Genomic DNA, 24,285 nt, shown 5'->3' with positions numbered 1-24,285 from the left:
CCTCGGGGGTGGGGGCCCGGGCTGGCCGCCGCCCGGCTCGTCCCCCCCGCGCCCCCCCCGGGGGGGGGGGGGGGGGGGGGGGGGCCCGCCCGGGGGGGGGGGGCCCCCCCCCCGCCGCCGTGACCACGGCCCCCGCGACGCCGTGCCGCCCCGCCCCGCCCCGCCGGGACGCCCCACCGCGCCGTGACGCCTCCGGCGCGACGCCCTCGACGTGACGCCCCCGTCGAGCGGCCCGCCGACGCCCAGCGCGCGCCCTCCCCCACCCGCCGGCCGGACGCCGGCCGAAGGCCGTCCGACGCCCGTGGGGCCCGCCTCCCCCAGGCTCCGCAGCGGCCGCGGACTCCGCCGGGGAGCGGGCTTGAGATGCCCTTGACACGTTTATAGGTCTATACCATGCTGCGAGCGGCGCCCCGGCGGCGGGGCGAACTCCGCTTCCGCAGCGGGACTTCGGCACAGGTGACAGCTTCATACGGGGGAGATCGTTGTGCTCGTGCATGTCCTGGGACCGCTTCGTGTCGACGTCGACGGAACCGCCGTGGCCCTCGGTGGCAGGCGGTCGCAGATCGTCCTGGCGACCCTCGCCCTGACCCCGAACTGGGTCGTGCCGCTCGACCGGCTGGTGGACACCGTCTGGGGCCCCGCGCCACCCGCCAGCGCCCGGACGCAGATCCGGATCTGCGTCTCCCAGCTGCGCCGGGCCTTCGCCGAGGCGGGTGCGCCGACCGTGATCGAGACCCATCCGAACGGGTACCGACTCCGGGTCGGTCCGGGCGAGTTGGACGCCTCGGCGTTCAACGAGGAGGTCGCCCGGGCCCGGCTGCTGGCCGCCCAGGGCGCGCCGGAGGAGGCCGTCACCGGCCTGCGCCGGGCCCTCGCCCGGTGGACCGGCCCGGCGATGGCCGGGCTCGCCTGCCCGCCCGTGGAGGCCTGGGCCCGCAGGCTGGAGGAGAGCCGGCTGCGCGCCGTGGAGGAGCGGATCCGGCTGGAGCTCGGGCTGGGCCGGCACCAGGACCTGGTCGGCGAGCTGGAGCAGCTGGTCTGCGCGCACCCGTTCCGCGAGCACCTGCACGGCCGGCTGATGCTCGCCCTGCACCGGTCGGGCCGCACGGCCGAGGCGCTGGCGGTGTACCGCAGGCTCCGGACCGCCCTGATCGAGGAGCTGGGCATCGAGCCGGGGCCCGAACTGCGTTCGCTGGAACGGGAGATCCTGCTCGGCGTGGCCGCGGCGCCGCCCCCCGGGGAGCCGGCGGTGCGGCGCCGGACCAGGGCGGGCGACGCCGTCCACTCCTCCTGGTGCCCGGTGTAGCCGCACCGCCGCGCGGGCCGGACGGGGCTCAGCCCCGGTGGCGCCACCAGAACGAGCCCGGCTCGTAGTGGTCCCGGACGCCGAGGGCGCGCCAGAGCGGTTCGGCGATCCTCCGCAGCTCCGGGTCGGCGTGCACGAAGGCGTCGGGCAGCTCCAGGTCGAAGCGGTCCGGGGCGGCCGTCAGCAGGGCGGCGAGCAGGTACTGCTCGGAGTAGTGCCGCCAGCGCCAGGAGTACGGGTAGTCCGCGGGCAGCATGATGTCGTGGACGTGCACGATCACCCCGGGCTTGAGCCTGGGCAGCACCTCGAAGAAGAACACCGCCACGTCCGACCCCATGTGCAGCCGGTGCGAACCGTCGAAGAAGACGATGTCACCGGGCTCCAGAGCGGCGAAGACCCCGAGGTCCGCGTGTTGCAGCGGGGTGCGGATGACCTCGTCGCAGAGCCGGTCCACGGTGGCGCGCGGCGCGGGGTCGATCGAGGTGATCCGGGTCGCCAGCCCGAGGTCCTCGATCGCCCGGCGGGCGAACTTGGTGGAGTTGCCGGAGCCGATCTCCAGGTACCGGGCCGGACGCTCCTCGGCCAGGAAGCCGTAGAGCGAGAGCGCGTCCAGCGGGGGCAGCCAGCCGTTATTCCAGTACGGGGTGGAGCCTGCGGCGGTACCGCTCAGCGGGATTCCCCGGAGCAGCTCGGTCAGCTCCAGGAAGCCGGTCAGCCGCTGCGCGTAGCGCTCCCGGTTCTTCTCCAACAGGGCGCGAACCTCGGCGAGTTCGGCGCGCGGCTCGGGGGTGACGACGTGGTCCCAGAAGAGCGGCTTGCGCAGCCCGAACGCCCAGAGCGTCAGGCCGTGCAGGACGGGCCGCTCCGCCAGCCAGTCGACCGGCCGGCGCAGCACGGGCAGCCGCTCCAGCAGTTCGACGCCGGAGGCGGTCCGGACGGCGGTCCGCAGATCCTTGAGCACCATCGTTGTTCCTTTCAGAGGGAGAGCCACAGGTCCTGCAGCCGGTGTTCGGAGATGCCGTCGGTCGGCCGGAAGTCGTAGCGGTGCACCCGGACCGGGCCGGCGGTGAAGCTCCAGTCCAGCCGCCAGAACGGGAAGGAGCGGTTGACCGCGCTGTCCCAGTCGAAGCCGGCCGGCGCGGAGAACTTCCAACTCAGCGGCAGGAAGTCGTTGTTGGCCCGGATCGCGTCGTCGGCCCGGTCACGCAGGCCGTCCAGGTCGCGCATCGACGCGCCGGCGTTGAAGTCGCCCGAGACGAGCACCTGGTGGGGGTTGCCGGCGAGGTCCCGCTCCAGGCCGCGGATCTCCGCCCGGCGCCAGTCGAACTTGCGCCGGAAGTAGGAGTCGAAGTCGAAGTCCGAGAACGGGTCGAGGTCGGGCGCGAGCGGCACGGTGACGTGCACGTTGTAGACGCTGAACACCTTCGACCCGACCTGGAGGTCGGTGCGCAGCACCTTGTCCCGGGCGAAGACCGTGCCGAACGGGGCGTCCGGCGCCAGCTCGGCGCCGGTCCCGACGGCCGGCTGGGCGACGATCGGGTACCGGGAGACGGTGAGCAGCTCGCCCCGCCGGGCGATGTGGTAGCCGGGGAACTCGGCGGCCAGCCGCGCGTCGTCGTCCAGCCGCAGATAGCCGTCCTCGCCGCGGCCGGCCTGCCAGACCACGTGCTCCTGGAAGAGGTACACGTCCGCGTCCTGGCGGTGGATCAGGTCGTACAGCCGGTTCACGTCGGTGGCGGCGGCCCAGTACTGGGTGTTGAAGGAGACCACGTGCAGGGCGCCGGGCGGCACCGGGCGCCCGCCGTGCCAGAGGGCGGGCCAGTTCAGCCCGGAGCCGGTGAGGAGGGCGAGCAGCAGCGGGGGCAGCGCGAGGGCGGCGGCCCAGCGGCGGCGCGGGCCGCAGGCGGCGGCACTGGCGGCCAGGAGCACCAGCGGGACCGCCACCAGGAACACCGGCGGGGTGGCGTCCAGCAGGATGGCCCAGTGCCAGCGGCCGCTGACCGACCGGCGCAGCACGGCGTAGCAGAGCCAGAGCCCGGCCAGGGCGATCAGGGCCCACCCGTACCAGGTGCGCAGCCGCCGGGCGATCCGGCGGGCCCGGCTCGGCGGGTCCGGGTCCGTCGCCCCCCGGTCGCCGCCGGCGCTTCCGCCGGCTCCGTCGTCGCGGTCCGGCGCGGCGGCCACGGCGTCCGCGGCGTCCGCGGCGTACATCCGGCGGAACCGGCGGCTGACGGCGAACTGGGCCAGCCCGGCGACCAGACCGGCCAGCACGACGGCGTTCACCAGCAGGTGCGCCAGGGTGAAGAAGGCCAGGAAGCCGAGCCCGCGCTCCTGCCGGACGAACCGGTACTGGCCGAGGTCGGTCAGCACGAAGCCGGCCACCGCCAGGACCGTGACCAGCGCCGTCAGCGGCTGCCAGGCGATCAGCGGCAGGCTCGCCACCGCCAGCCCGGCCAGCGCCGAGGCGACCGCCCGGCCGGGGGTCTCCATCCCCTGCATCGCCCGGCCCCGGCCCAGGTAGAACGGCACCCGCAGCCGGCTGCGGACGAAGGCCTTCCGGAGCAGCGGCCGCATCCGGCTCTCGTCGGAGAGCCGGCCCCGGACCCGGGAGGTGAGCACCATCGGGTGGAGCGCGGCGAGCCGCTCGGCGTGGTCGATCTCCTCGGTCTGGCGGAGCGCGCCGTTGAACCAGCCGGCCTCCAGGAAGGCCGACCGGCGGACCGCCCCGAGCGCGTAGAAGCCGCCGCTGACCAGGCCCTCGGCGCTCTTGCGCCAGTAGTGGTACTGGAGGATCCGGTACTGCCCGACGGCGCCCTCGGGGAACAGCGGCTCCTTGTCGGGAACGCCGAACACCGCGCCGTACTCGGGGTGTTCGGTGAAGATCCGCACCGCCTCGGCGACGGCGTCGGGGTGCATGGTCAGATCGGCGTCCAGGAAGAAGAGGATCTCGCCGGCGGCGTGCCGGACCCCGAGGTTGCGCGAGCCGCCCGGGCCGCCGTTGCGCTCGGCCCGCACCAGGGTGACGGGGTGGGCGGCGGCCAGCTCGGCGGAGTCGTCGGTGCTGGCGTCGTCCACGACGATCACTTCGACGGCCGGGTAGCTCTGCTCCAGGATCGAGCGCAGACAGAGGTCGACGGTGCGGCTGTCGTTGTACATCGGGACGACCACCGAGACGAGAGGTGGGGATGTGGGCATGGGACCTCGTTCGGAGTTCGGAGTTCAGAGTTCGGAGTTCGGGGTTCGCACCTCGGGATCCGGCGGCCGCTGCCCGACAGCGCGTCAGAGCAGCTGGAAGGCGAGCAGCAGGCCGGCCCAGAGCGAGGAGTTGGTGAGCATCACGCCGTCCCTCAGCAGGGTCCGGACGGGATTGCCGCCCTCGCTCTGCACCACCACGATCTGCAGGTAGCGGAAGAGCGCGAGCAGGGCGCAGGGCGCGGTGAGCAGCGCCCCGGCCGCGTAGCCGGACTCGGTGCGCAGGAAGAGCAGGTAGCCGACCACGGTCAGCCCGGAGCAGAGCACCAGGACGAGGTCCAGGAAGTGCGCCGAGTAGCCGACCAGGGCGGGCCGGTGGCCGCTGCCGGAGACGCCCAGTTCGTGCCGCCGCTTGCCCACGATCAGGACCAGGCAGAGCGTCAGCACGGTGAACACCAGCCAGGCGGCGACCGGGCGGCCGCCGGCGCCGTAGCCGCCGAACAGCCGCAGGACGAACCCGGTGGCGACGATGAACACGTCCAGCAGCGGCAGGTGCTTGAGCTTCCAACTGTAGGCGGCGTTCACCACCAGGTAGAGCAGGACCGGCCAGACCGCGGCGGGCCGGGAGAGCAGCAGGACGGGGGCGAGCAGCCCGGCCAGCAGCAGGATCAGCGCCACGGCCGTGCGCCGGCCCACCCGGCCGGCGGCCAGGGGGCGGTGGCGCTTGACCGGGTGGCGCCGGTCCCGTTCGATGTCGGCGATGTCGTTGACCACGTACACCAGCGACGAGGCGAGCACGAAGGCGCAGGTGGTGACGGCGACCCGGGCCACCATGCCCCAGTCCAGGTCGGCGCCGAGCAGGGACAGCGGCACCACCAGGAGGTTCTTCGGCCACTGGCCCGGGCGGAGCAGCTCCAGCGGTGCCGGCAGCCGGGAGGTGGGGCCGCGCCGGAGGGGCTCCGTCTGTTCGCTCAGGAAGGTCATCGCGCACTCCCTCAGAAGAAGATCTTCACGGCGGACAACAGGCCCTGGCTCCACGGGTCCCGGCTGGTCCGGCCGGTCGGGCTGCCCGCCGGACGGTCGTGGCGGGCGGTGCGCCACCAGTCGTAGGTGCGCAGGATCGCGTCCCGGTTGGACAGCCTGGGCGCGAAGCCGAGCCGCTCCCCGGCCTTGTCGATGCTGACGTAGGAGTCCTCCATCAGCTTGTGCAGCAGCCGCCCGTAGACCGGCGAGAGCCTGGCCTTCTGCAGGGTGCTCAGCACGGTCAGCGCGGGCCGGGCGGGCAGCGCGACGACCCGCTTGCCGTGGCCGGCCGCGTCCAGGACGGCCTGGAAGTCCTGGCGCAGGGTGCCGAACTCGGCGGCCGCCAGGTTGTAGGTGTCGTTGGCGACGTCCTCGGGCGCGGTGAGCACGGTGACCACGGCGTCCACCAGGTCGTCGATGCCGAACATCTGGATCCGTACGTCGCCGCGGCCGAGCACGGGGAAGTTCCGGCCCTCCTCCGCCCACTCGAACAGCATCGAGAACAGGCCCATCCGGCCCGGGCCGACGAAGGTCTTGGGCCGCAGGATCGGCACGCACATCCCGGCGGCGCGGTGGCGCTCGGCGATCTCCTCGGCGGCGGCCTTGGCCCGGCTGTAGGTGTCGACCGGCTCGCGCGGGTACGTCTCCGGCGTCGGGACGACCTTGGGCAGGCCGTACACGGCGGTCGAGGAGATGTGCACCACCCGGGGGGTGCCGGCGGCGCGCGCGGCGGCGAACACGTTCTCGGTGCCGCCGACGATGATCGAGCGGATCTGCTCGTCCGGGTAGCTGGGCAGCGCGGCCGCCGCGTGGACCAGCACCTCGGCGCCGTCCAGCGCCCGGGCCATCACGGCCGGGTCGCGGATGTCGCCGACCACCGCCACGCCGGGGCCGGGCCGCAGGTCGACCCCGCGGACGTCCTTGCCGTCCGCGAGCAGCCGTTCGGCGAGCCGCGAGCCGAGCATGCCCGCGGCGCCGGTGATCGCGATCACCACTGGGACCCCACCTTCTGCTTGAGGAAGCGCGTCACCAGGTGCCCGAGCCCCTTGCCGAGCACCTCGCCGAGCGCCTCGACCGTGCGCTCCACGTCGGCCGGGTCGGTGACCAGCGAGGGGCCGATGACCAGCGGGTTGAGTCCGTTGAGGGTGTAGTAGGCGAAGATGTCGTGGTCCTGGTACAGGGCGTTGATCACCGCGCAGGTGACCAGCTTGGTCTTGAACCTCGGGTCGCGGGCCATCCCGCCCGGCGCCAGCCTCGCGACCAGGTCGAGGATCTTCGGCCCGCCCTCGATGAAGACTCCCCAGAGCGCCCCGGCGCCCGTCACCCGGCCGACCGCCTCCGGGTGCTCCTTCGCCAGCCGGGCCAGCCCGGGCTCCAGGACGGCGCCGATCGCCCGGGCCCGCGCCGGGTAGTCGTCCTCGATGGCGATGTTGACGGCCTCCAGCGCGGTGGCGCACTCCTCGCCGAAGCCGTAGTACGTCGTCGAGGTGGACTGCAGCAGCGCGTCGCCGAGGTTGTCGTAGGCCTTGCGGAAGACCGGTTCGCGGGCGACGAACGCCGAGATCGAGGACTTGCCGCCGCCGAAGGACTTGGAGGTGGTGAGGACGTCCGGGATCAGGCCCGGGTAGCGCATGAAGTGGAACAGGGTGCCGGTCTTGCCCCAGCCGGTGTAGATCTCGTCGAAGATCAGCACGATCTTCTTCCGGGTGCACAGCTCGCGCAGCCCGCGCAGGAACTCCTCGGAGCAGGCCTGCACGGTGGAGGCGCTGAACGGCTCGATCAGGATCGCGTAGACGTCGTCCGGGTGGGCGTCGACGGCGCGGCGGACCGAGTCGAGGTCGTTGTAGGCGAAGGTGTCGATGCCCGGGATGGTGGGGAAGGCGAACTGGCTCTGGCCGGTCAGGCCGCCGGAGCCGAGCAGCTTGCCGTGGAAGGCGCAGTCGGCGCGCAGCACCGTCCCGCGCCTGCCGCCGTGGTACTTGTACGCCAGCTTGACGGCCCCCTCCACCGCCTCGGCGCCGGAGTTGGGCAGGAAGGACATCGAGAGGTCGCCGGGCAGCACCTCGGCCAGGTTGTGGCCGAGCGCGGCGAGGTAGGGCGAGAAGTACGTCTTGTGGACCTCCATCCGGCCGGCCCGGGCGAACCGCTCGCGGGCGGCCAGGATCCGCGGGTGGTTGTGGCCGTGGTTGAGCACGCCCACCCCGCCGGTGACGTCCAGGATCCGGCGGCCGTCGGTGAGGGTCAGATGGGCGCCCCGGGCCTCGGCGACCAGCTCCCGGCCGAAGCCGAAGGAGGTCATCAGCGAGACCTGGCTCTTGTTCACGTACCGCCGGTACAGGTCGTGCACCTCACGGACCTGGAGCCGTTCGGCGTCGTCAAGGGTGTACACGGGCTTCCTCTCGCATCGGGGTGGACCTGAGCCGGGCCCAGGTCAGGACGACGGCCGAGCTACCGAGCTCGGCCAGCACGCAGACGACCCGGCTGGCGATCGCCGCGGTGGCCGCGACGCCCCCGGGCAGCACGGTGGCGAGCGCGGCCGTGATGGTCAGCTCGCGCACCCCCCAGCCGTCCGGCACGATCACGGCCAGGCTGCTGACCACGGTGGCGAGCGCGAAGGCGCCGACCGCCGGGCCGAGCGAGGCCCCGGCCGACCCGCCCAACGCCAGGGCCAGGAACCAGAGGTGCAGTCCGGAGACCAGCCAGGAGGCGATCGCCAGCAGGACGGCCCGGCGGACGGCGGCGTCCGGCGGCGCCTCGACCGGCCGCCGCAGCAGCCGGGCCGCGGCCGCGACCGGCCGGGTGGCCAGGACCGGGCGGACGACGCAGGCCAGGAAGCCCGCGGCCGGCAGGCAGAGCCAGACCCACTGCCCCGGCAGCGCGGCCGGCGCCGCCAGCAGCCCGACGCCCGCGCCGGTGAGGAGGGTCAGCGCCAGGCTGAGCAGGTAGGCGGAGGTCATCTGGGCGGCCGGCACCCCGGCCGCCCGGCCGTGCGTGACATGGGTGAGCACGCCCCAGACCCGGCCCGGCAGGTACTTGCTGAGCTGCCCGAGGAAGTAGATCCGGGCTGCGTGGACCCCCCGGACCGCGTGGTCGCCGGGGATCAGCACCCGCCAGGCGTGCACCGCGAGCACCAGGCCGGCCACGTTGGCGGCGAGCGAGGCGGCGAGCGGCGGCAGGGCGTCCGCCCGGGCGAACGCCCTTACGGCGACCGGGCCTTCGTGGCGGAGCAGCAGGCCGAGGCCGACCAGGGCGGCGAGCACGATCAGCGGGGTGAGCACCTTGCGCAGCCGGTCCAGCATCACCGGGCCGCCCCGGTGCCGGGTGCGGTGCCGGGCTCGGCCGCCGTCGCCGAGACCACCCCGGCGGCGTCGGCACGGTCCGGGAGCAGCATCCGGACCGTGCCGACGGCGGCGCCGCTCACCAGGGCGGTGATGACCAGGAAGTGGACGCCGGTGAAGAACGGCACGAAACCCGGGCCCCGGTGGCCCGCGACGAACCGCAGCAGCCGGCCGTTGGCGGCGCAGAACCCGAGCGCCCCGAGGGCCGGCAGCACCGGGTACCAGGGCGCCAGCGGCAGGGTGGCCAGGGTGAGGGCGGCGGCGGCGACCGACGCCGGACTGTTGGCGGTCAGGTTGCGCCGCCCGCCCCGGCGCGCCGAGGCCAGCGCGGGCACCAGCACCAGCGCCCGCCGGAAGGTCTCGGCCAGCAGCGGCCGGAGCCGGTGCTCCTCGTCGTGCAGGGCGACCACCCGGTCGGTGAGGACGATCCGGTGGTGCGGCGCCAGCCGGTCGCTGAACTCCAGGTCCTCGGAGTCCCGCAGCCGCTCGTCGAAGCCGCCGAGGCGCTCGAAGACCTCGCGGCGCACGGCCGCCTGGGCGAAGAAGGCGGTCTCCACGACGCCCGCGCCGCGCACCCGCCACCAGTGCGCGTGCAGCACCCGGTAGCGCTCCACCGGACCGTCGTCGAACAGCGGATCCGGTGCGATCACTCCGTGTACGCAGCCGCACTCCGGGTCGGCCGCCAGGATTTCCAGCGCGTTGGCCACCGAATCGGGCGTCAGCGCCTCGTCGGAATCGAGGAAGAACAGAATGTCACCGGTCGCCGCGGCGATTCCGGCATTTCGCGCGGCGGACACTCCGCGGTTCGGAGTGCGCCGGATCAGGGTGCACGGATAGCCCTCGGCCACCTCGGCGGTCCGGTCGGTGGAGCCGTCGTCCACCACGATGACCTCGTGGACGGGGGCGGTCTGGGCGTACACCGAGTCGAGACAGGCACCCAGGGTACGAGCGGAGTTGTGGGCCGGTATGACGACCGATACGGAAAACGTCATGCCGCCATTTCAGGCGGGCCGCGTATCGGCCGGGTATCGTCTCGGTATTGGAATGCGGCCGGGTGAAATCCGGGGCGCCGCCGCCCTGCTACTCTCCGCGCCATGGATTCCGCTCGCCCGCGTTCGCTCGGGCCCCGGTCGCTGGTCGCCGTCACGGCCTGCTGGGGTGTTTTCCTCCTCCTCGACCGCCTGCTGAGCGGCCGCTGGTGGTTCTGGCTGATACCGGACCTCGCGCCGCCGCTGCTCTTCCTGGCGGTGCCGGTGCTGCTGCTGGCCCTGGCGGTGGTCACCCGGCCGTCGCGGCGGTGGCTCGTCCCGGTGGTGGTCGCCCTGCTGCTGGCCGGCCTGCCGCGCACCGGGCTCAACCCCGCGGCGCTGCTGCCCGGCCGGGACCGCGCGCCCGGCCCGGCGTTCACGGTGTTCTCCTGGAACACCGAGTACTGGGACACCACCGACGACCCGGACGCCTTCTACCGCTACCTCCGGAGCAGGGACGCGGACGTCTACCTGCTCCAGGAGTACCTGGCCTGGGTCCAGGAGACGCCGACCCGGATCGACCGGCTCGACCGGATCCGGCAGGAGTTCCCCGGCTACCGGGTGGCGGTGCTCGGCGAGTTGGTCACGCTCTCGCGGTTCCCGGTGCTCGCCACCCCGGCGGTCGGCGCGGCGCTGCCGGCCGGTACGCCGTGGGAGGTGACCTTCGCCAGGAAGAAGGTCCTCCGCACCGATGTGGACGTCCACGGCCGGGCGGTGTCCCTCTACAACGTGCACATCCCGGTCCAGGTGGACACCCGGCAGTCGGTGTTCGGCGGCGACTTCTACCGCACCGTCCGCGCGGCCGACGCCGCACGCCGGGAGCAGTACACGGCACTGGAGTCGGACGCCGCCGCCAACCACCACCCGCTGCTGATCGCCGGGGACTTCAACACCACCCCGGCGATGGGCGACCTGAGCGGCCTGCGCACCCGCTTCCGCGACGCCCGCTCGGCCTCCGGCGACCTCTACCCGGGCAGTTGGGGCGGCCTGCTGGGCAGCGACCTGTGGCGGCTGGACTGGGCGTTCACCGACCGCCGGGTCGCGGTGGAGCGGTACTCCTTCGCGGACCAGCGGGGGATGTCGGACCACCGGGGGCAGCAGCTGCGCGTGGCGCTCCGGCCGTGACACCGGCCGGCCGGGACGGCCGCCCGGCCGTCAGTCCTTCGGCGCCGGGCCGGAACGGCTCAGGGTGAAGGTGAGGTTGGGCCGCGCGGCCTTCGGTGCGGAGATCCGCATCGTCGTGTAGTCGCCGCCGGTCAGACCGCCCAGGGTCACCGTCGCGGGGACGGCGGCCACCCCGCCGGCCGCGTTCTTCTCCCAGAGCCGGCCCGTGGCGGTCGGGCTCAGCCCGCCCCACGCCGTCCAGACCAGCCCGTCCAGCATCGACGCGCCCTTGTCGCAGGCCAGTTCCAGGGACTTCGGCGAGATGAGCGGCTGCCCGTCGCACCCGTAAACGGAGCCGGGTGCCTCGGACGGCTCCGGCGGCGCCCCGGGGGCCGAGGCGGACGGCACGGCGGCGGGCGGGGACGGGACCGCGGACGTGGCCGTCGGCGCGGGCGTGGGCGTGGCGGGCTCCGTGGGCCGGACCGGCGGCGCGGAGGCGGACGGCGCGGCGGCCGTCCCGCTGCTCGAACAGCCGGCGACCGCGAGCAGCAGCGCGAGCGCTCCGACGGCGAGGCCCGCCGTACCGCGCCGCCGCCCCGCGGCCGTTCGTCTGGCCTGACCTGCCATGGTCCCCCCATTTGCCCGGTGCCGGTCGATCCGCACGTCCGGAAGTCCGCCCAGGCTACCGGTCCCTGAACTCCTGTCAGTACCCCGGGGGCGGAACGGCCGCCGCGGCCGTCGCGGGGCCCGTGCCGAAATTCGCTTGCCCCGGTCGCGGGTCGGCGTGCCAATGTGGCCGGGCACCACGAGCCGTGGTGCCGGTACGCGAGGAGGCGGCGACGACCATGGAGATCCGTTCCACGACCGACGAGGACCACGACGTCTTCGTCGACACCCTGCTCGCCCCGTTCGGGCTCTTCCGGGAGACCACGGCCGAGGACGGCGGCGGGGCCTGGTGGTCGGCGCTCGAAATGGACCGCGGCCTGCTCGCCGTGTCGGACGACGGGAGGCCCGTCGGCACCGCCGGTGCGTACTCCTTCGAGCTCACCCTGCCCGGCGGGGCCCTCGTCCCGGTCTCCGGGGTGACGGCCGTCGGCGTCCTGCCCTCCCACCGGCGCCGGGGCGTGCTGACCGCGCTGATGCGCCACCAGCTCGCCGGGTTCCGGGCCCGCGGGGAGTTCCTCGCCGTCCTGCTCGCCTCCGAGGCCACGATCTACGGCAGGTTCGGCTACGGACCGGCGACGTACACGGCGCGACTGACGGTGCCGCACCACCGGGCCGCCCTCGCCGCCCCCCGGGCCCGCCGGGCCGAGGCCGCCACGACCACCACGACCGCCCCGGACAGCGGCACGGTCGAGGTGCTGCGGCACGCCGACTGCGGCGAGCTCCTGGAGCAGGTCTACGACCGGTACCGCCGCACCCAGCCCGGCGCGCTGTCCCGGCCGCACCGCTGGTGGGCCCTGCGCGCCGGACAGCCCCCGATCGCGCCGACACCGCGCTACATCGCCCTGCACCGGGACGCCGACGGCGTCCCGGACGGGTACGCCTGCTACGCCAAGGACAAGCCCGACAACCTGACGGTCGACGAGGTCATCGCCGCCGACGACGCCGTCTTCACCGCCCTGGCCCGCTTCGTCCTCGAACACGACCTGGTCGACCGGGTCGTCTTCAAGCACGTCCCGCCCGACCACCCGCTGCGCTGGCGGCTCACCGACTTCCGCGCCGGCGAGGTGCACCAGGACACCGACTGGCTCTGGGTGCGGCTGCTGGACGTGCCGCGGGCGCTGACCGCGCGCGGCTGGTGCGCGGACGGCGAGCTCGTCCTCGACGTCGAGGACCCGTTCCTCGGCGAGCACGACCGCTATCTGCTGACCGTGCGGAACGGCAGGGCCGACTGCGTCCCGACGGACCGGGAGCCCGACCTGTCCCTGGACGTCCGCGACCTGGGCTCGCTCTACCTCGGCGGCACCGCCCCGAGCACGCTCGTCCGGGCCGGCCACGTCCTCGCCCACCATCCGGGGGCGGCCGCCCGCGCCGACGCCCTCTTCCGGGGCGAGCGCTCCCCGCACTGCCTGCACTGGTTCTGACCGCGCGCCCGCCGGGCGGCCGTACCGCGAACGGCACGGCCCCCGGCGGCCCCCGGCGGCCCTACCGGCGCCGCCGGGTCCGGCCGGTGGTCAGCGCACGGCCGGTGGTCAGCGCATCGCCAGTGGTCAGAGCGCGGCCTCGTCGAGGCGCCGGCGCTGCTCGGCGGAGAGGGTCACCGCCAGGGCGCCCAGCGCCTCGTCCAGTTGGGCGATCCTGCTGACGCCGACCAGCGGCACGATCTGCGGGTCGTGGTCCAGCAGCCAGCTGAGCGCGACCTGGTTCTTGGTCACCCCCAGCTCCTCGGCCACCGCACCGAGCGCCGCCAGCCGCCTGGGCGTGCCCGGGTGGTCGTAGGCGGCCGGGATCTCGACGTCCTCGCGGGTGTAGCCGCCGGAGAGGATCGGGCTGTAGACCCAGAGCCGGATGTCCCCCTCGGAGCTTACGTAGTCCAGCAGTTCACCGGTCACGTGGACATGGGCCGAGGAGGGCAGCGGGATGTCGAAGCGGGGCTGGAGGTAGGAGTAGCGGTACTGCATGTGGGTGTACCGGGCCCGGTCCCCCGCGAGCGCCCGGGCCCGCTCGACCCGCCAGACGGCGTGGTTGCTGGCCCCGACCTCGCCGGCCTTCCCGGCGGCCACCAGGTCGGCCAGGGTGTCGACCGTCTCGGCGAGCGGCACCGACCGGTCCTCGATGTGCGTCCAGTAGACCTCGACCCGGTCGGTACCGAGCCGGCGCAGGCTGCCCTCCAGCGCCGTCCGGACGGCCTTGTCCGAGAGGCCCTCGGCGGTCTCCAGGCCGGTCCCCGGGACGGTCGGCCGGGCCCCGACCTTGGTGCTGATCACCACACGGTCGCGGGCACCCCGGCTGGCCAGCCAGCGTCCGATCACCTCCTCGCTCTCGTCGCCGGTGGCGCCGTCCAGCCAGAACGCGTAGTTGTTCGCGGTGTCGAGCACGGTGCCGCCCGACTCCACGAAGTGGTCCAGGATCTCGAACGAAGTCCGCTCGTCGACGATCGTGCCGAAGCCCAAGGTGCCGAGGGCGATGGTGCGTTGTGGAATGGCCATAGGTCTTCCCCTCCCATGTGGTCTGGACCATTCAAGTCGCATCCCGCCCCGCACGCAACAGAGCGCCACCGGATCACCACCCGCCGTCGGCGCGACCGTGGCCCACCCGCGCGACCGGACCGGCGGGCGACCAGCTGCGCGGGCGCCCGGCCTCAGGCGGTCAACGGCTTGGCCCAGCGGGTCCACTGCGGCTGCGGCCGGTAGCCCGCCGTCCGCCAGGTGCGCTGCCCCTCGGCGTTGTCGTCGAGCACCATCGCGTCGGCCCGGCGGCCGCCGAGGGCGGTGAAGCGGTCCTCCGCCGCCGCCAGCAGGGCCGCGCCGATCCCCCGGCGGCGGTACCGCGGGTCGACGGCGAGGCGGTAGAGGTGACAGCGCCACCCGTCCCAGCCGGCGATCACGGTGCCGACGAGGGTCGCCGGATCACCGGCCGGGGTGGCGACGATCAGGCACTCCGGGTCGCGCGCGAGCAGGGCCGCCACCCCGTCGGCGTCGTCCGTGATGCTCGTCCCCTTGGCGGCGCGCGCCCAGAGCGCGAGCAGGGCGGGGATCTCGTCGGGGGTGGCGGTGCGCAGCACGATGTCGGCGGTCATGCCGGTCTGTCTACCAGGACCTCCGGCCGGGCCGCCGGGAATTCCGCACCGCGGGACCGGCCCCGGCCCCGCCTCAGCGGGCCGGTGCGGCGAGCTCCCAGACGGTGGTGGTCTTGAGCGCGGCGTCCTCCAGGTCCGCCACGACCGGCACCCGGTACGCGGCCAGCTCCGTGAAGTGCCCGCGCGGCAGGTACGCCCGCCCCGGGTCGCCGACGATCACCACCGCGCCGCGCGCCCGGGCCCGCTCCAGGAAGGGCAGGAACCGCGCGGCCATCGCCCGCTCGTAGAAGACGTCCCCGGCCAGCACCACGTCGGCCGGAGCGCCGTCCCCGTCCAGCAGGTCCTCCACCGCGGCCGCCACCCGGACGCCGTTGGCCTCCGCGTTGAGGCCGATGGCCGCCACCGCGTACGCGTCGATCTCGGCGGCGCGCACCGACTCCGCCCCGCGCATCGCCGCCGCGATCGCCACCAGCCCGGACCCGGCCGCCAGGTCCAGCACCGTCCGCCCGGCCACCACCTCGGGGTGGTCGAGCACATAGCGCGCCACCCCGACCCCGCCCGCCCAGGCGAACGCCCAGAACGGCGGCGCCAGCCCCACCTCGCCGCGCGCCGACTCGGTGGTCTCCCAGAGTTCGATGGCGTCGTCGGCCATCCGCAGGCTGATCTCGGGGACGAAGGGCACGGGCGCCGGGCTGGTCGCGTTCCGCACGAACTCCCGGTCGGACAGTGCCGTCGCAGCCGGGCGAGCGTCGTGCGTCTCGTTCAACATGCCCGCAGCATAGAGGCTTCCCGCCCGCCCGGAGCGCCACCGGAGCACGCGACCCGACCGCCCGGCCGGCCCCCGGGAGCGGGCCCGCGCGAGCACTCCGGGACGCGGGGCGACCCCGGGTCACGCACCGCCACCCGATGCGTACCATTTCGATACCGAAGCCGGGATGAGCTGCGGAGATGCTCGCCCGCCGGCCTCGGGCCCGGGTAGCATCCGGCACGTGCCCTCCGGGCCCGGCGCAGGCTGCCCAGCGCTGCCGTGCCGCGTTCCGGGTGGCGGACTCTCGCGGGACATTCGGTGGTCTCCGCGCACTCGGCACCGCGCGCCAGAGCTGTCGCGCGAACGGCGAAGGGCAGCATCTTGGCGGATCGGCTCACCGGAGGAGACTCCTCGCTGCTGCGGCGCATCAATGCGGCGGTCACGCTTCGGGCGCTGCGGGCCGGCCACTCGGTGACCCTCACTCAGCTGGTCGGGGACACCGGGCTGTCCCGGCCCACGGTGGAGGGCGTGATCGAGGGCCTGGTCGAGACCGGCCTGGTCGCCGAGGTGGACCAGCCCCAGAACGGCGGCCAGCCGGGCGGCGGGCGGCGCGGGCGACCGGCCCGCTGGTTCCGGTTCCGCGCCGAGGCCGGACACATCCTCGGCGTCGAGATCGGCGTGCACGACCTGCGGGTCGTGCTGGCCGACCTCACCGGCCAGGTGGTGGGCAGTCACTTCCGCCCGATCGAGGAGACCCTGGACGCGGAGGAGCGGCTGAGCGCCGTCCGCACCGCGGTCGCGGAGGTGCTGCGCAAGGCCGGCGTCTCCCGCGACAACCTGTGGGCGGTCGGCGTCGGCACCCCCGGCATCGTCGACCGCGACGGCACCATCCAGCTCGGCACCGCCATGCCCGGCTGGACCGGCCTGGACCTGGGCGCCCGCCTGCGCCGGTCCTTCCGCTGCCCGGTCATGATCGAGAACGATGCCAACCTGGCCGCCATCGCCGAGCACTGGCAGGGCGCGGCGGTCGGCGCGGACGACGTCGTCTTCGTGATGGCCGGTCTGAGCCCGGGCGCCGGCTCGCTCATCAACGGCCGGCTGCACCGCGGGTACGGCGGCGCGGCCGGCGAGATCGGCGCGCTGCACCTGCTCGGCCAGGAGGTCACCCCCGAGCGGCTGCTCTCCACCACCGGCAAGCCGCTCAATCCGCTGGACGAGGCGGCCGTCGCCCGGGTGCTGAGGCTCGCCCGCGAGGGCGACGAGGTGGCGAAGGTCGCCATGGACCGCTTCCTGACCCGCCTGGTGCAGAGCGTGGCCGCCCTGGTGCTGGCGATCGACCCCCAGCTGGTGGTCGTCGGCGGCTGGGCCGCCGGCCTCGACGGTGTGCTGGAGCCGCTGCGCGAGCGCCTCGCCCAGTTCACCCTGCGCGCGCCCGAGGTGGCGCTGGCGGCGCTCGGCTCGGAGGTCGTCGCGATGGGCGCCCTGCGGGTGGCGCTGGACCAGGTGGAGGAGCAGCTCTTCGCCGTCGACCCGCCGACCGGCGGCGCCGCCCGGGCCTGACGCCTTGGCGTGACACCCGGGCGTGACACCCGGGCCGGGTGCGGAGCCGGCGGCTCCGCACCCGGTGCCCGGGTCCGACCGGGGCCGGCGTCGCCGGGAACGACTCAGGCCCGGCTGCCTGCGGGGGCGTCCGGGCCTGGGCCTGAGGGTGTGCGACAGATGGTTCAGGAGGCGGTGCGCACCTCGGTGCCGGCACTGACGGGGGTGACCTCCACCAGACCGGTCTCGCCGAAGGTGAGCTTGCAGGTGTCCGCGCGGTAGGTGGAGACGGCCAGCGCGACCAGCCGGCCGGCGGCCGCGTACTGGGTGGTCATCACCAGCACCGGCGAGCCCGGCGGACGCTCCAGCAGGGCGGCCTGCTCGGCCTCGGCGACGCCCAGCTCGACCGAGCGGGACTCGCCGTCGACCTCCAGGCGCTCCAGCTGGCGCAGCACCGAGCGGGCCCGGTCGCTCTCGGCGCGGAAGCCGGGCAGGTGCGGCAGGGCGGAGGCCGGTACGTGCAGCGACTCGGTGGCGACGTTCTTGCCCTGGACCATCCGGACCCGGCGCACGGTGTGCACGGTGGCGCCCTCGGCGATGCCGAGGCCCTGGGCGAGCTGCGCGGTGGCGGGGGCGGTGGTGCAGTCGACGGTGCGCCAGGCCTGGCTGCGGGCGGTGCCCGGCCAGCCCTCCTCGTGGCGGTTGACCGGAACGCCGACCCGGGGGGCGGCGATCAGGGTGCCGATGCCCCGGCGGCGGACCAGCCGGCCCTCCAGCTCCAGCTGGTCGAGCGCCTGGCGCAGGGTGGCCCGGGCCACGCCGAAGCGGGCCGAGAGCTCGCGCTCGTTGGGGAGGACCTGTCCGGTGGAGAACTCCGTGTCGATCGCGCGGAGCAGCACCGTGCGCAGGTGCCAGTACTTCGGTTCCGGTACCGCCGTGAGCTGCCCTGTCGTTCCCACCGTGGCCTCCACCCTGCTCTGTCCGCCCTGCCGAAAGGAGGGCGGACCCGGCCCGCTGTCCGCTGTTGCGGCAGGTGGGAGAGCGGGCTTTATCCGTCCTTCTTTATTAAAGGTCTTTGCAGTAAGTGACCCTAGGGGCTGTGTCGGGAGATGGTCAAGACCAATGACGGCGGTTGGCGCCGATGTCGCGCGGATTCATGCCGCGTTCACGACAGGCCGACAAACGGACGGCGCCCCACCGCGTCGGGCACCGGGCCGGCCACCGGGCTCGGTAGGCTGCCCGGGTGATCGTGGTGACGAGTGTGAACGTGAACGGAATCCGTGCGGCGGCCAAGAAGGGCTTCATCGAGTGGCTGGCGGCCACCGAGGCGGACGTGATCTGCCTGCAGGAGGTGCGCTCCGAGCCCGGGCAGCTGCCCGTGGAACTGCGCGACCTGGAGGGGTGGCACGCGGTCTGGGCACCGTCCTCCGCCAAGGGCCGCGCGGGAGTGGCCGTGCTGTCGCGGCAGCAGCCGGAGCGCACGGTGGTCGGATTCGAGTCGGCGGAATTCGACAATTCGGGCAGGTATGTAGAAATCGACCTGCCGGGGCTCACCCTGGCCAGTCTCTATCTCCCCTCCGGTGAAGTCGGCACCGAACGCCAGGAGGAGAAGGAACGCTTCATGGCGGAGTTCCTGGTGCACCTCGGCAAACTCCGCACCCGCGCCGCCGCCGAGGGCCGCGAGGTCGTGGTGTGCGGCGACTGGAACATCGCCCACCGCCCCGAGGACCTCAAGAACTGGAAGGCCAACCAGAAGTCGGCCGGATTCCTCCCCGAGGAGCGCGCCTGGCTCACCCGGGTCTACGAGGAGGCCGGCTACGTCGACGTCGTCCGCCGCCTCCACCCCGACCGCACCGGCCCCTACTCCTGGTGGTCCTACCGCGGCCGCGCCTTCGACAACGACTCGGGCTGGCGGATCGACCTCATCGTGACGACCCCGGGCCTGGCGGCGAAGTGCGTCGAGGCCCGCGTCGAACGAGCGGCCACCCACGCCGAGCGGTGGTCCGACCACGCACCCGTCACCGCGGCGTTCGACTTCGGCGACGACTGACCCCCGGAGACGGACGGCCGGCGGGTCCGCGTACCCGCCGGCCCGTCGCCGGCACCGTGACCGCGCGGCCTCCTCAGCGGCCCGCCTCCGCGGCCGCCGGGCCGACCGGTCCGGGCCCGCCGCCGGCCGTGACGAGACGGGCGAGCTCGTCGCCGACCGGCGTGAGCTCGTAGTACACCGCGCGGCCGCTCCGCCGGGTGGTCACGACCCCGGCCTCGCGCAGCGCCGCCAGGTGGGCGGAGACCGTGCCGAGCGAGACACCGAGCACGACCGCCAGTTGGGACGGGGTCGCCGACATCCGCAACTCGGCGACGACACTGGCCCGGCCCCGACCGAGCAGCCGGGCCACCCCGCCGTCTCCCCGCGAGTCCGCGGCCAGGGCGCCCTTGGCCGGGTACACGAACGCGATCCGCGAGGGCGACTCACAGGTCCACTGGCCGGACAGCCCGGTGTGCGGGACGAAGACGAGGCCGTCGCTCCCGATGTGGCGGTCGGCGTAGTTCTGCGTGGAGAACTGGATCGCGTCGTGACCGACCCACTGGACGCCGGGCGCCATGCCCTCCAGCGCGTGCCGCCACCCGCTGACCGCGATCACGCCCGCCCGGTGGCGGATGTCGCGTTCCATGACGGCCCGGCGCCGCTGCCAGTCCGGCTCCACGAACTGCGCCCAGAGGTCGGTGAAGACGTCGGCGGTGCGGCGGGTGATCCCGTCGACCCCGGCCCAGGCGATCCCGTCGCTGGTCCAGGCGAACCGCTGCGCCTCGGCGAGCATGGCGCGTGCCGCCGGGTCGTCGATCGCGCGCATGGCCGCCAGCTCGTCGGCCAGACTGCCGGTGAGCCCCCCGGGAGGTGGAATGGCCACGAAGTCGGGCAGGTACTTGGTGGCCGTCACCAGCCGCAGCAGACCGCCGACGAACGGGCCCGCGGTCAGCCAGCGGCCGAACGCCTCGACGCGGGGGCCCGTGACCCCGCGGTCCCACGCCTGCCGCAGCAGGGTGATCTCGCTGAGCGTCTCGGCGAGCGGGGACACGGCGAACCGGCTCGCCTGCAACGCGTCCGGTCCGAAGCGCAAGAGGGTCACGGCGTGACAGCCTACGACGACCGCCGCGATCAAGGGAATCACCCGGCCCCGGGCCGGCTACCCGACGCGCCGCCCGCCGTACCGGCCCTCCTCGGCGATCCTGTTGTGGGCGAAGGTGTCCTCGCCGCTCACCAGCACGGCCGCCCACTTCTCCAGGGAGATGGCACCGCCGTACTCCTCGATGTGATCCGTGTCCGGGTAGATCCGCACCTTCGTCGGAACGTACCGACAGGCGAACCCCATCCGGTAGCTGTCCTCGGTGCTGTTCGGCAGCGAGGCGTGCATCAGCGTCGACCAGAAGATGACGCTCTGGCCCTTCTTCATCACCAGGGGGACGGCGTCCTCCTCGCTCGGCCGCCAGTCGGGATCGACCTGGAGCTGGCGGTAGTCGTACCCGAAGAACCCCCGCCTGACGCCGTTCTTGACCTCGGAGTTGATGCGCTGCGCGTCGTACTCCATGCGCCGCGTCTCGTCGTAGTTCCGCTCGTGCTGGGTGCCGGGAATGATCTGCAGGCAGCCGTTCTCACGGGTCGAGTCCGTGAAGGCGGTCCACACCGTGAGCGTGCCCGCCCCGAACTCGGTCTCGGACTCTCCGGGCCACAGCAGTTGGGGCTTGCCGCTGGCGTTCGCGAAGGTGTCCGCCTGGTGCCAGTCGGTGCCCTCGTCCCCGGGGTACTTGGGGAAGAACTCGGTGCGCCAGCAGAGCACGTCCGGGCCGAGGATGGACGTCACCCGGTCCACGATCTTCCGGTTCAGCACGTGCCGGGCCAGCACGTCGATGTCGAGGTGGCGGTCGTAGTTGACGATGTTCCCGGCCCCGCTGCCCGCGGCCTCGGGGTACGCGGCCCGCGACCGGTCCAGCGACTCGCGCTGGACGGTCCTCCAGATCCGGTCCATCTCGTCCTCGCCGTAGACGGTCACCGGTCCGAGGAAGCCGCTCCGGTGGAACGACGCCAACTCGTCGGGTGTGAGCGAGAAATCCGTGCGCTCGGAGCTGCTCATGTCCTTCCCCTCCATCGTCTCTACCGCTTCTGTGCCGGCTGCATCTTCGTCACGGCCGCGTCGAGCGGCTCGGTGTAGGTCGTCCGGATGTCGAGGGCCACGCCGTAGGTCGCGCCGAGGAACCTGTTCAGCTTCGAGAACAACAGCGAGTAGCCGCCGACGTCGAGGAAGTTGTCCGAGGCCGAGATGGTCCCGTCGTTGAGTTCGCCGCGCAGCCAGTCGACGAGCGCCTCCACGACGTCCGCGGGGTCCGCCGCGCCGGCCTTGCCGTTGTCCGCTGGGGTTTCCATGGACGCTCCGTCCTGTCGCTGCACTCCGTCACCTGCTGGAGATCGACTCGGTCCTGACGCGGCTCAGGGTCGGAAGCACCTCACGGAACCGCAGGACGATGCCCTGGCAGTAGTTCGCGTTGTGCTCCAGACTGCGGCGCGCCATGTAGGGCACCTTCTGCCGGCCCCGGTGGTCGATCCGCACGGTCGTCCCGCCGGTGCCCTCGTCGTTCCCCACCGCCGGTGTCCCGCCGTCCTCGAACACCGCGACCAGCTCGGTCAGGCCCTGCGGCAGGCGCACCTGCACCGCGTAGTCGTCCACGGCCTCCGGCTCGACCTCCCGGAATCCGACGGAAGGCAGCCGGAACGGCTCCCGGTAGACGTACGGCCGGACCAGCAGATCCATCTCGAATGCCGTGCGTGCCACCGGATCGGCCCACCACTCCTGGCCGCTCACGAAATCGAAGAGCAGCCGGTCGAACTCGTCGCGGTGCGAACTCAGGATCATGTGGGCGGTGATACCGGTGTTCATGAGGTCATAGTTCGCGAGGTTCTCGATCGACCGGGAGATGAAGTCGCATATCTCGCCGTCGCCCTTCTTGAGGTATTCGGCGAACGAGGCGAAGAGGTCCCCGAAGGACACCACGCCCTGCCGGTCGAGGTACCTGGAGACCAGCAGCAGGCCCCGCATGTTGTACAGGCAGTGAATCGCGTAGTAGAGCCAGAACCCGTCCTCGCACTCACGACGGGAAACCCATTTGGTGGCGACCACCACGTCCGCCTCGGCGATCTCGCTGGGCGCGGACTCCACCTGGAGCCCGAACTCCTCCTGCCGGCCGAACATGGGGGTGTTGTTGAGGAGCAGCTGCGGATAGATGATGAGGGTGTCCGCATCGGAGCGGCACAGTTTCGTGACGCCCTCCTTGAACGAGCCGTACGATTCCCCCGGGAGCGGCCAGATCAGCTCGACGTACGAGCTGATTCCCTTCTCGCGCAGCGTCCGCTGCAGACTGGTGTACGTCTCCTGCCGGATGTTCTGGCGCTCGACCATCTTGAGGGCTTCGGGGCTCAGGCTCTGCAGGGAGATCGGCTGGGCGGCCATCAGCCCGCCGCGCACGAAGATCTCCGTGATCTCGGCCATGCGGTCCGGCTTGTTCTTGGCCGCCGCCATGTTCACCATCAACGGGAATCCGGTCAGGTTCTTGCGTTCCACCAGGTACTCGCTCAGTTCGACGTCCCGCGGGGCGAGGCCCCAGTTGGCGTCGGCGATGAAGAGCCCGGCGAACCCGTGATCGGTGATCCAGTCGAGCTCGGCCTTGATGCGGTCCACCTCGAACTTGTGCACCTTGTCGTTGGTGGCGGCCCCCCAGTAGCAGAAGCTGCAACGGAACGGGCACCCCCGGTTCGTCTCCATGATCGCGAAGCTGAATTCGTGCCCGTCGAAGACGCCGGTGAGGAACGGCGACGGGATCTCGGTCAGGCTCTTGACGCGCGGAGCCGCCTCCGTCGTCACCAGCTCGCCCGCCTCCCAGTACGACAGGCCGGGGACGAGGCTCAGGTCGGCCCGGTCGGCCGCCAGTTGGGTGAGCAGCCCGTGGACCGTCAGCTCTCCCTCGCCGTTGCAGACGTAGACCCGGTCGACGGGTTCGGGCAGGTACCGCGGGGCGTTCTTCATCACCTGGGGACCGCCGAGCAGGAAGTGCGCGTCGGGGCGCTTCGAGACCAGTTCACGCAGCAGCCACTGCACCAGCTTCGAGTTCCAGATGTAGCACCCGATGGCGTAGACGTCCGCCTCCCGGGAGAGGAGTTCGCCCAGGATGCGCCCTCGGTCCATGGCGGCCGGGAACGAAGCGATCTCGAAGCGGTAGGAGGCCCTGAGCTTCGGGTCGTTCTGCGCGTACGCCTGCATGTATCCGGCGGCAAGCGGAAGCATGTTCTCGTAGGTCGGCAGGTCGACAAACACGACCGACTTCATCGTAGGACCTTTCGCTCGGCGTGCCTCGGGGTCGTTCGCTGTCTCCGCGCGGGCGCCCAGGCCGTGGGGCCGAAGACCCGCCTGCCGCCCGGTCCGGGTCAGTCGCGCTCGGCGTGCGACGCCGCGGGGACGTCCGCCGCCCGCTGGTCGACCCAGTGGGCGAGTTCGGAGAGCACCGGGCGCTCGATGAGGTCCCGAAGATTGATCTCGATGAGCCAGGTCCGCCGAATGTGGCCGACGGCCTTGGCCATCAGCAGGGAGTCACCGCCGATGGCGAAGAAGTCGTCCTCGCGACCCACTTCGGATATTCCCAGTACGGTTCGCCAGATCTCTGCCAGCCTGGCTTCGGTCGGATTCAAGGTGTCCCTTTTCGCCGGAAGTCTCGCTGTCCACGGGCGGTCCGAGGGAACGCCTTGCCATGACCCTGTGTGGCACCAGGGGAAACCGCCCTGAGCGGTGCGACCTGCCGGAGTGCGGCGGATATGTCCATACCGGACATGCGCCGTGAACCCCCGCAACGCGCGCGTTCTCCTGAGCGGCAGTCGGCCGTGCGACAGCTGGAAACGCACCAATATGTTGCTCCGGTGATCAGAGTCCCCGGTCTTCACTTCGGTGTCAAGAGACGCCCACGGAGCAGAAATTGCCAGTTCTGTACTGGCGTACAAGTCCGGCGGCCGCCGAGATCGGTCCGGATTCGCCGCAATTCGGTGGTCCGCCGGGATCCGGAGCGGCGGCGGTTCCGCTCACGATTCGTCACGGACGTGGTTTCGTGGCTGGTGACGGGCCTTTTCCGGTGGCGCGCCGGCGCCGCCGCCGACCGGTCCGGAGCAGAACGCGACCGCGGTCGCGGACGGGCGCCGGCCGGACGACGGCGCATCGGGGGTCATG

At 73.1% G+C, this 24,285-nt stretch carries 22 protein-coding genes; 5 read left to right on the top strand and 17 right to left on the bottom strand.

Going from position 1 to position 24,285, the window contains the following annotated elements; all coding sequences use genetic code 11:
- Positions 1-484 precede the first annotated feature (484 nt).
- The gene (locus tag ABT263_RS29075; RefSeq protein WP_352294813.1) at positions 485-1,306 is read left to right on the top strand and encodes an AfsR/SARP family transcriptional regulator; all 822 of its coding nucleotides are present in this window, start codon (positions 485-487) and stop codon (positions 1,304-1,306) included.
- Positions 1,307-1,334: 28 nt separating this feature from the next.
- Here the strand turns inward: ABT263_RS29075 and ABT263_RS29070 are convergent, their stop codons facing one another.
- From ABT263_RS29070 to ABT263_RS29035, 7 genes are all read right to left on the bottom strand, one after another.
- Positions 1,335-2,270 carry a class I SAM-dependent methyltransferase gene (locus ABT263_RS29070; protein WP_352294811.1) on the bottom strand — a complete coding sequence of 312 codons (936 nt, stop codon included), beginning with the start codon at positions 2,268-2,270 and terminating at the stop codon, positions 1,335-1,337.
- Positions 2,271-2,281: 11 nt separating this feature from the next.
- The gene (locus tag ABT263_RS29065) at positions 2,282-4,501 is read right to left on the bottom strand and encodes a glycosyltransferase (protein WP_352294810.1); all 2,220 of its coding nucleotides are present in this window, start codon (positions 4,499-4,501) and stop codon (positions 2,282-2,284) included.
- An 84-nt stretch (positions 4,502-4,585) separates the two neighbouring features.
- Positions 4,586-5,482, bottom strand: coding sequence for a UbiA prenyltransferase family protein (locus ABT263_RS29060; protein WP_352294808.1), 897 nt, complete (start codon positions 5,480-5,482; stop codon positions 4,586-4,588).
- 11 nt (positions 5,483-5,493) lie between these two features.
- On the bottom strand, positions 5,494-6,516 hold the full coding sequence (locus ABT263_RS29055) for an NAD-dependent epimerase/dehydratase family protein (RefSeq protein ID WP_329486236.1): 1,023 nt from the start codon (positions 6,514-6,516) through the stop codon (positions 5,494-5,496).
- Positions 6,510-7,910, bottom strand: a complete 1,401-nt coding sequence (locus ABT263_RS29050; protein WP_502885883.1) for an aspartate aminotransferase family protein — start codon at positions 7,908-7,910, stop codon at positions 6,510-6,512. The genes ABT263_RS29055 and ABT263_RS29050 overlap by 7 nt, the downstream gene beginning before the upstream one ends.
- Entirely contained in the window at positions 7,897-8,823 is a 927-nt protein-coding gene (locus ABT263_RS29040; protein WP_352294806.1) for a lysylphosphatidylglycerol synthase domain-containing protein, read from the bottom strand. Before ABT263_RS29040 ends, ABT263_RS29050 begins: the two co-directional genes overlap by 14 nt.
- Positions 8,820-9,851, bottom strand: a complete 1,032-nt coding sequence (locus tag ABT263_RS29035) for a glycosyltransferase family 2 protein (RefSeq protein WP_352294804.1) — start codon at positions 9,849-9,851, stop codon at positions 8,820-8,822. Before ABT263_RS29035 ends, ABT263_RS29040 begins: the two co-directional genes overlap by 4 nt.
- 102 nt (positions 9,852-9,953) lie before the next feature.
- On the opposite strand from ABT263_RS29035, the gene ABT263_RS29030 reads away from it, so the two are divergent.
- On the top strand, positions 9,954-11,012 hold the full coding sequence (locus ABT263_RS29030; RefSeq protein ID WP_352294802.1) for an endonuclease/exonuclease/phosphatase family protein: 1,059 nt from the start codon (positions 9,954-9,956) through the stop codon (positions 11,010-11,012).
- A gap of 30 nt (positions 11,013-11,042) precedes the next feature.
- On the opposite strand, the gene ABT263_RS29025 is transcribed toward ABT263_RS29030, so the two are convergent.
- Positions 11,043-11,618 (bottom strand): hypothetical protein, encoded by a 576-nt coding sequence (locus ABT263_RS29025; protein ID WP_352294800.1) that lies wholly within the window; start codon positions 11,616-11,618, stop codon positions 11,043-11,045.
- 218 nt (positions 11,619-11,836) lie between these two features.
- Here ABT263_RS29025 and ABT263_RS29020 point away from each other — a divergent pair, with 218 nt between their 5' ends.
- Complete coding sequence (locus ABT263_RS29020) at positions 11,837-13,078, top strand: GNAT family N-acetyltransferase (protein ID WP_352294798.1); 1,242 nt, start codon at positions 11,837-11,839, stop codon at positions 13,076-13,078.
- A 126-nt stretch (positions 13,079-13,204) separates the two neighbouring features.
- Here ABT263_RS29020 and ABT263_RS29015 read toward each other — a convergent pair whose 3' ends face one another.
- The 3 genes from ABT263_RS29015 to ABT263_RS29005 form a co-directional block, all read right to left on the bottom strand.
- Positions 13,205-14,143 (bottom strand): aldo/keto reductase, encoded by a 939-nt coding sequence (locus ABT263_RS29015; protein WP_352294796.1) that lies wholly within the window; start codon positions 14,141-14,143, stop codon positions 13,205-13,207.
- 152 nt (positions 14,144-14,295) lie between these two features.
- Entirely contained in the window at positions 14,296-14,733 is a 438-nt protein-coding gene (locus ABT263_RS29010; protein WP_352294794.1) for a GNAT family N-acetyltransferase, read from the bottom strand.
- A 73-nt stretch (positions 14,734-14,806) separates the two neighbouring features.
- Positions 14,807-15,502 carry a class I SAM-dependent methyltransferase gene (locus ABT263_RS29005; RefSeq protein ID WP_352294792.1) on the bottom strand — a complete coding sequence of 232 codons (696 nt, stop codon included), beginning with the start codon at positions 15,500-15,502 and terminating at the stop codon, positions 14,807-14,809.
- A 360-nt stretch (positions 15,503-15,862) separates the two neighbouring features.
- Between ABT263_RS29005 and ABT263_RS29000 the strand changes: the two genes are divergently transcribed.
- A complete protein-coding gene (locus ABT263_RS29000) occupies positions 15,863-17,041 on the top strand; it encodes an ROK family protein (RefSeq protein ID WP_329486247.1) in 1,179 nt (392 codons plus the stop codon).
- A 164-nt stretch (positions 17,042-17,205) separates the two neighbouring features.
- Here the strand turns inward: ABT263_RS29000 and ABT263_RS28995 are convergent, their stop codons facing one another.
- Complete coding sequence (locus ABT263_RS28995) at positions 17,206-17,979, bottom strand: GntR family transcriptional regulator (protein ID WP_329486249.1); 774 nt, start codon at positions 17,977-17,979, stop codon at positions 17,206-17,208.
- 284 nt (positions 17,980-18,263) lie between these two features.
- Between ABT263_RS28995 and ABT263_RS28990 the strand changes: the two genes are divergently transcribed.
- Positions 18,264-19,070, top strand: coding sequence for an exodeoxyribonuclease III (locus ABT263_RS28990; protein WP_352294790.1), 807 nt, complete (start codon positions 18,264-18,266; stop codon positions 19,068-19,070).
- A 73-nt stretch (positions 19,071-19,143) separates the two neighbouring features.
- On the opposite strand, the gene ABT263_RS28985 is transcribed toward ABT263_RS28990, so the two are convergent.
- The 5 genes from ABT263_RS28985 to ABT263_RS28965 all read right to left on the bottom strand — a co-directional run bounded on the left by ABT263_RS28985 (position 19,144) and on the right by ABT263_RS28965 (position 23,966).
- On the bottom strand, positions 19,144-20,151 hold the full coding sequence (locus ABT263_RS28985) for a helix-turn-helix domain-containing protein (protein ID WP_352294788.1): 1,008 nt from the start codon (positions 20,149-20,151) through the stop codon (positions 19,144-19,146).
- 57 nt (positions 20,152-20,208) lie between these two features.
- A complete protein-coding gene (locus tag ABT263_RS28980; protein WP_352294786.1) occupies positions 20,209-21,153 on the bottom strand; it encodes a chlorinating enzyme in 945 nt (314 codons plus the stop codon).
- A 20-nt stretch (positions 21,154-21,173) separates the two neighbouring features.
- Positions 21,174-21,443, bottom strand: coding sequence for a hypothetical protein (locus tag ABT263_RS28975; protein ID WP_352294784.1), 270 nt, complete (start codon positions 21,441-21,443; stop codon positions 21,174-21,176).
- A 28-nt stretch (positions 21,444-21,471) separates the two neighbouring features.
- Entirely contained in the window at positions 21,472-23,397 is a 1,926-nt protein-coding gene (locus ABT263_RS28970; protein ID WP_352294782.1) for a B12-binding domain-containing radical SAM protein, read from the bottom strand.
- A gap of 98 nt (positions 23,398-23,495) precedes the next feature.
- The gene (locus ABT263_RS28965; protein ID WP_352294780.1) at positions 23,496-23,966 is read right to left on the bottom strand and encodes a phosphopantetheine-binding protein; all 471 of its coding nucleotides are present in this window, start codon (positions 23,964-23,966) and stop codon (positions 23,496-23,498) included.
- Between the last annotated feature and the right edge of the window lie 319 nt (positions 23,967-24,285).

It is taken from the genome of Kitasatospora sp. NPDC001603 (assembly GCF_040298365.1).
GTDB lineage: Bacteria > Actinomycetota > Actinomycetes > Streptomycetales > Streptomycetaceae > Kitasatospora.
This window is presented reverse-complemented; position numbering and strand designations above follow the sequence as displayed.

Coding starts and splice junctions, on each gene's coding strand:
- ABT263_RS29005 (WP_352294792.1), bottom strand. CDS start 15,502: ATGTTGAACGAGACGCACGACGCTCGCCCGGCTGCGACGGCACTGTCC.
- ABT263_RS29010 (WP_352294794.1), bottom strand. CDS start 14,733: ATGACCGCCGACATCGTGCTGCGCACCGCCACCCCCGACGAGATCCCC.
- ABT263_RS29070 (WP_352294811.1), bottom strand. CDS start 2,270: ATGGTGCTCAAGGATCTGCGGACCGCCGTCCGGACCGCCTCCGGCGTC.
- ABT263_RS29015 (WP_352294796.1), bottom strand. CDS start 14,143: ATGGCCATTCCACAACGCACCATCGCCCTCGGCACCTTGGGCTTCGGC.
- ABT263_RS29065 (WP_352294810.1), bottom strand. CDS start 4,501: ATGCCCACATCCCCACCTCTCGTCTCGGTGGTCGTCCCGATGTACAAC.
- ABT263_RS29060 (WP_352294808.1), bottom strand. CDS start 5,482: ATGACCTTCCTGAGCGAACAGACGGAGCCCCTCCGGCGCGGCCCCACC.
- ABT263_RS28970 (WP_352294782.1), bottom strand. CDS start 23,397: ATGAAGTCGGTCGTGTTTGTCGACCTGCCGACCTACGAGAACATGCTT.
- ABT263_RS29030 (WP_352294802.1), top strand. CDS start 9,954: ATGGATTCCGCTCGCCCGCGTTCGCTCGGGCCCCGGTCGCTGGTCGCC.
- ABT263_RS29020 (WP_352294798.1), top strand. CDS start 11,837: ATGGAGATCCGTTCCACGACCGACGAGGACCACGACGTCTTCGTCGAC.
- ABT263_RS29035 (WP_352294804.1), bottom strand. CDS start 9,851: ATGACGTTTTCCGTATCGGTCGTCATACCGGCCCACAACTCCGCTCGT.
- ABT263_RS29025 (WP_352294800.1), bottom strand. CDS start 11,618: ATGGCAGGTCAGGCCAGACGAACGGCCGCGGGGCGGCGGCGCGGTACG.
- ABT263_RS28980 (WP_352294786.1), bottom strand. CDS start 21,153: ATGAGCAGCTCCGAGCGCACGGATTTCTCGCTCACACCCGACGAGTTG.
- ABT263_RS28975 (WP_352294784.1), bottom strand. CDS start 21,443: ATGGAAACCCCAGCGGACAACGGCAAGGCCGGCGCGGCGGACCCCGCG.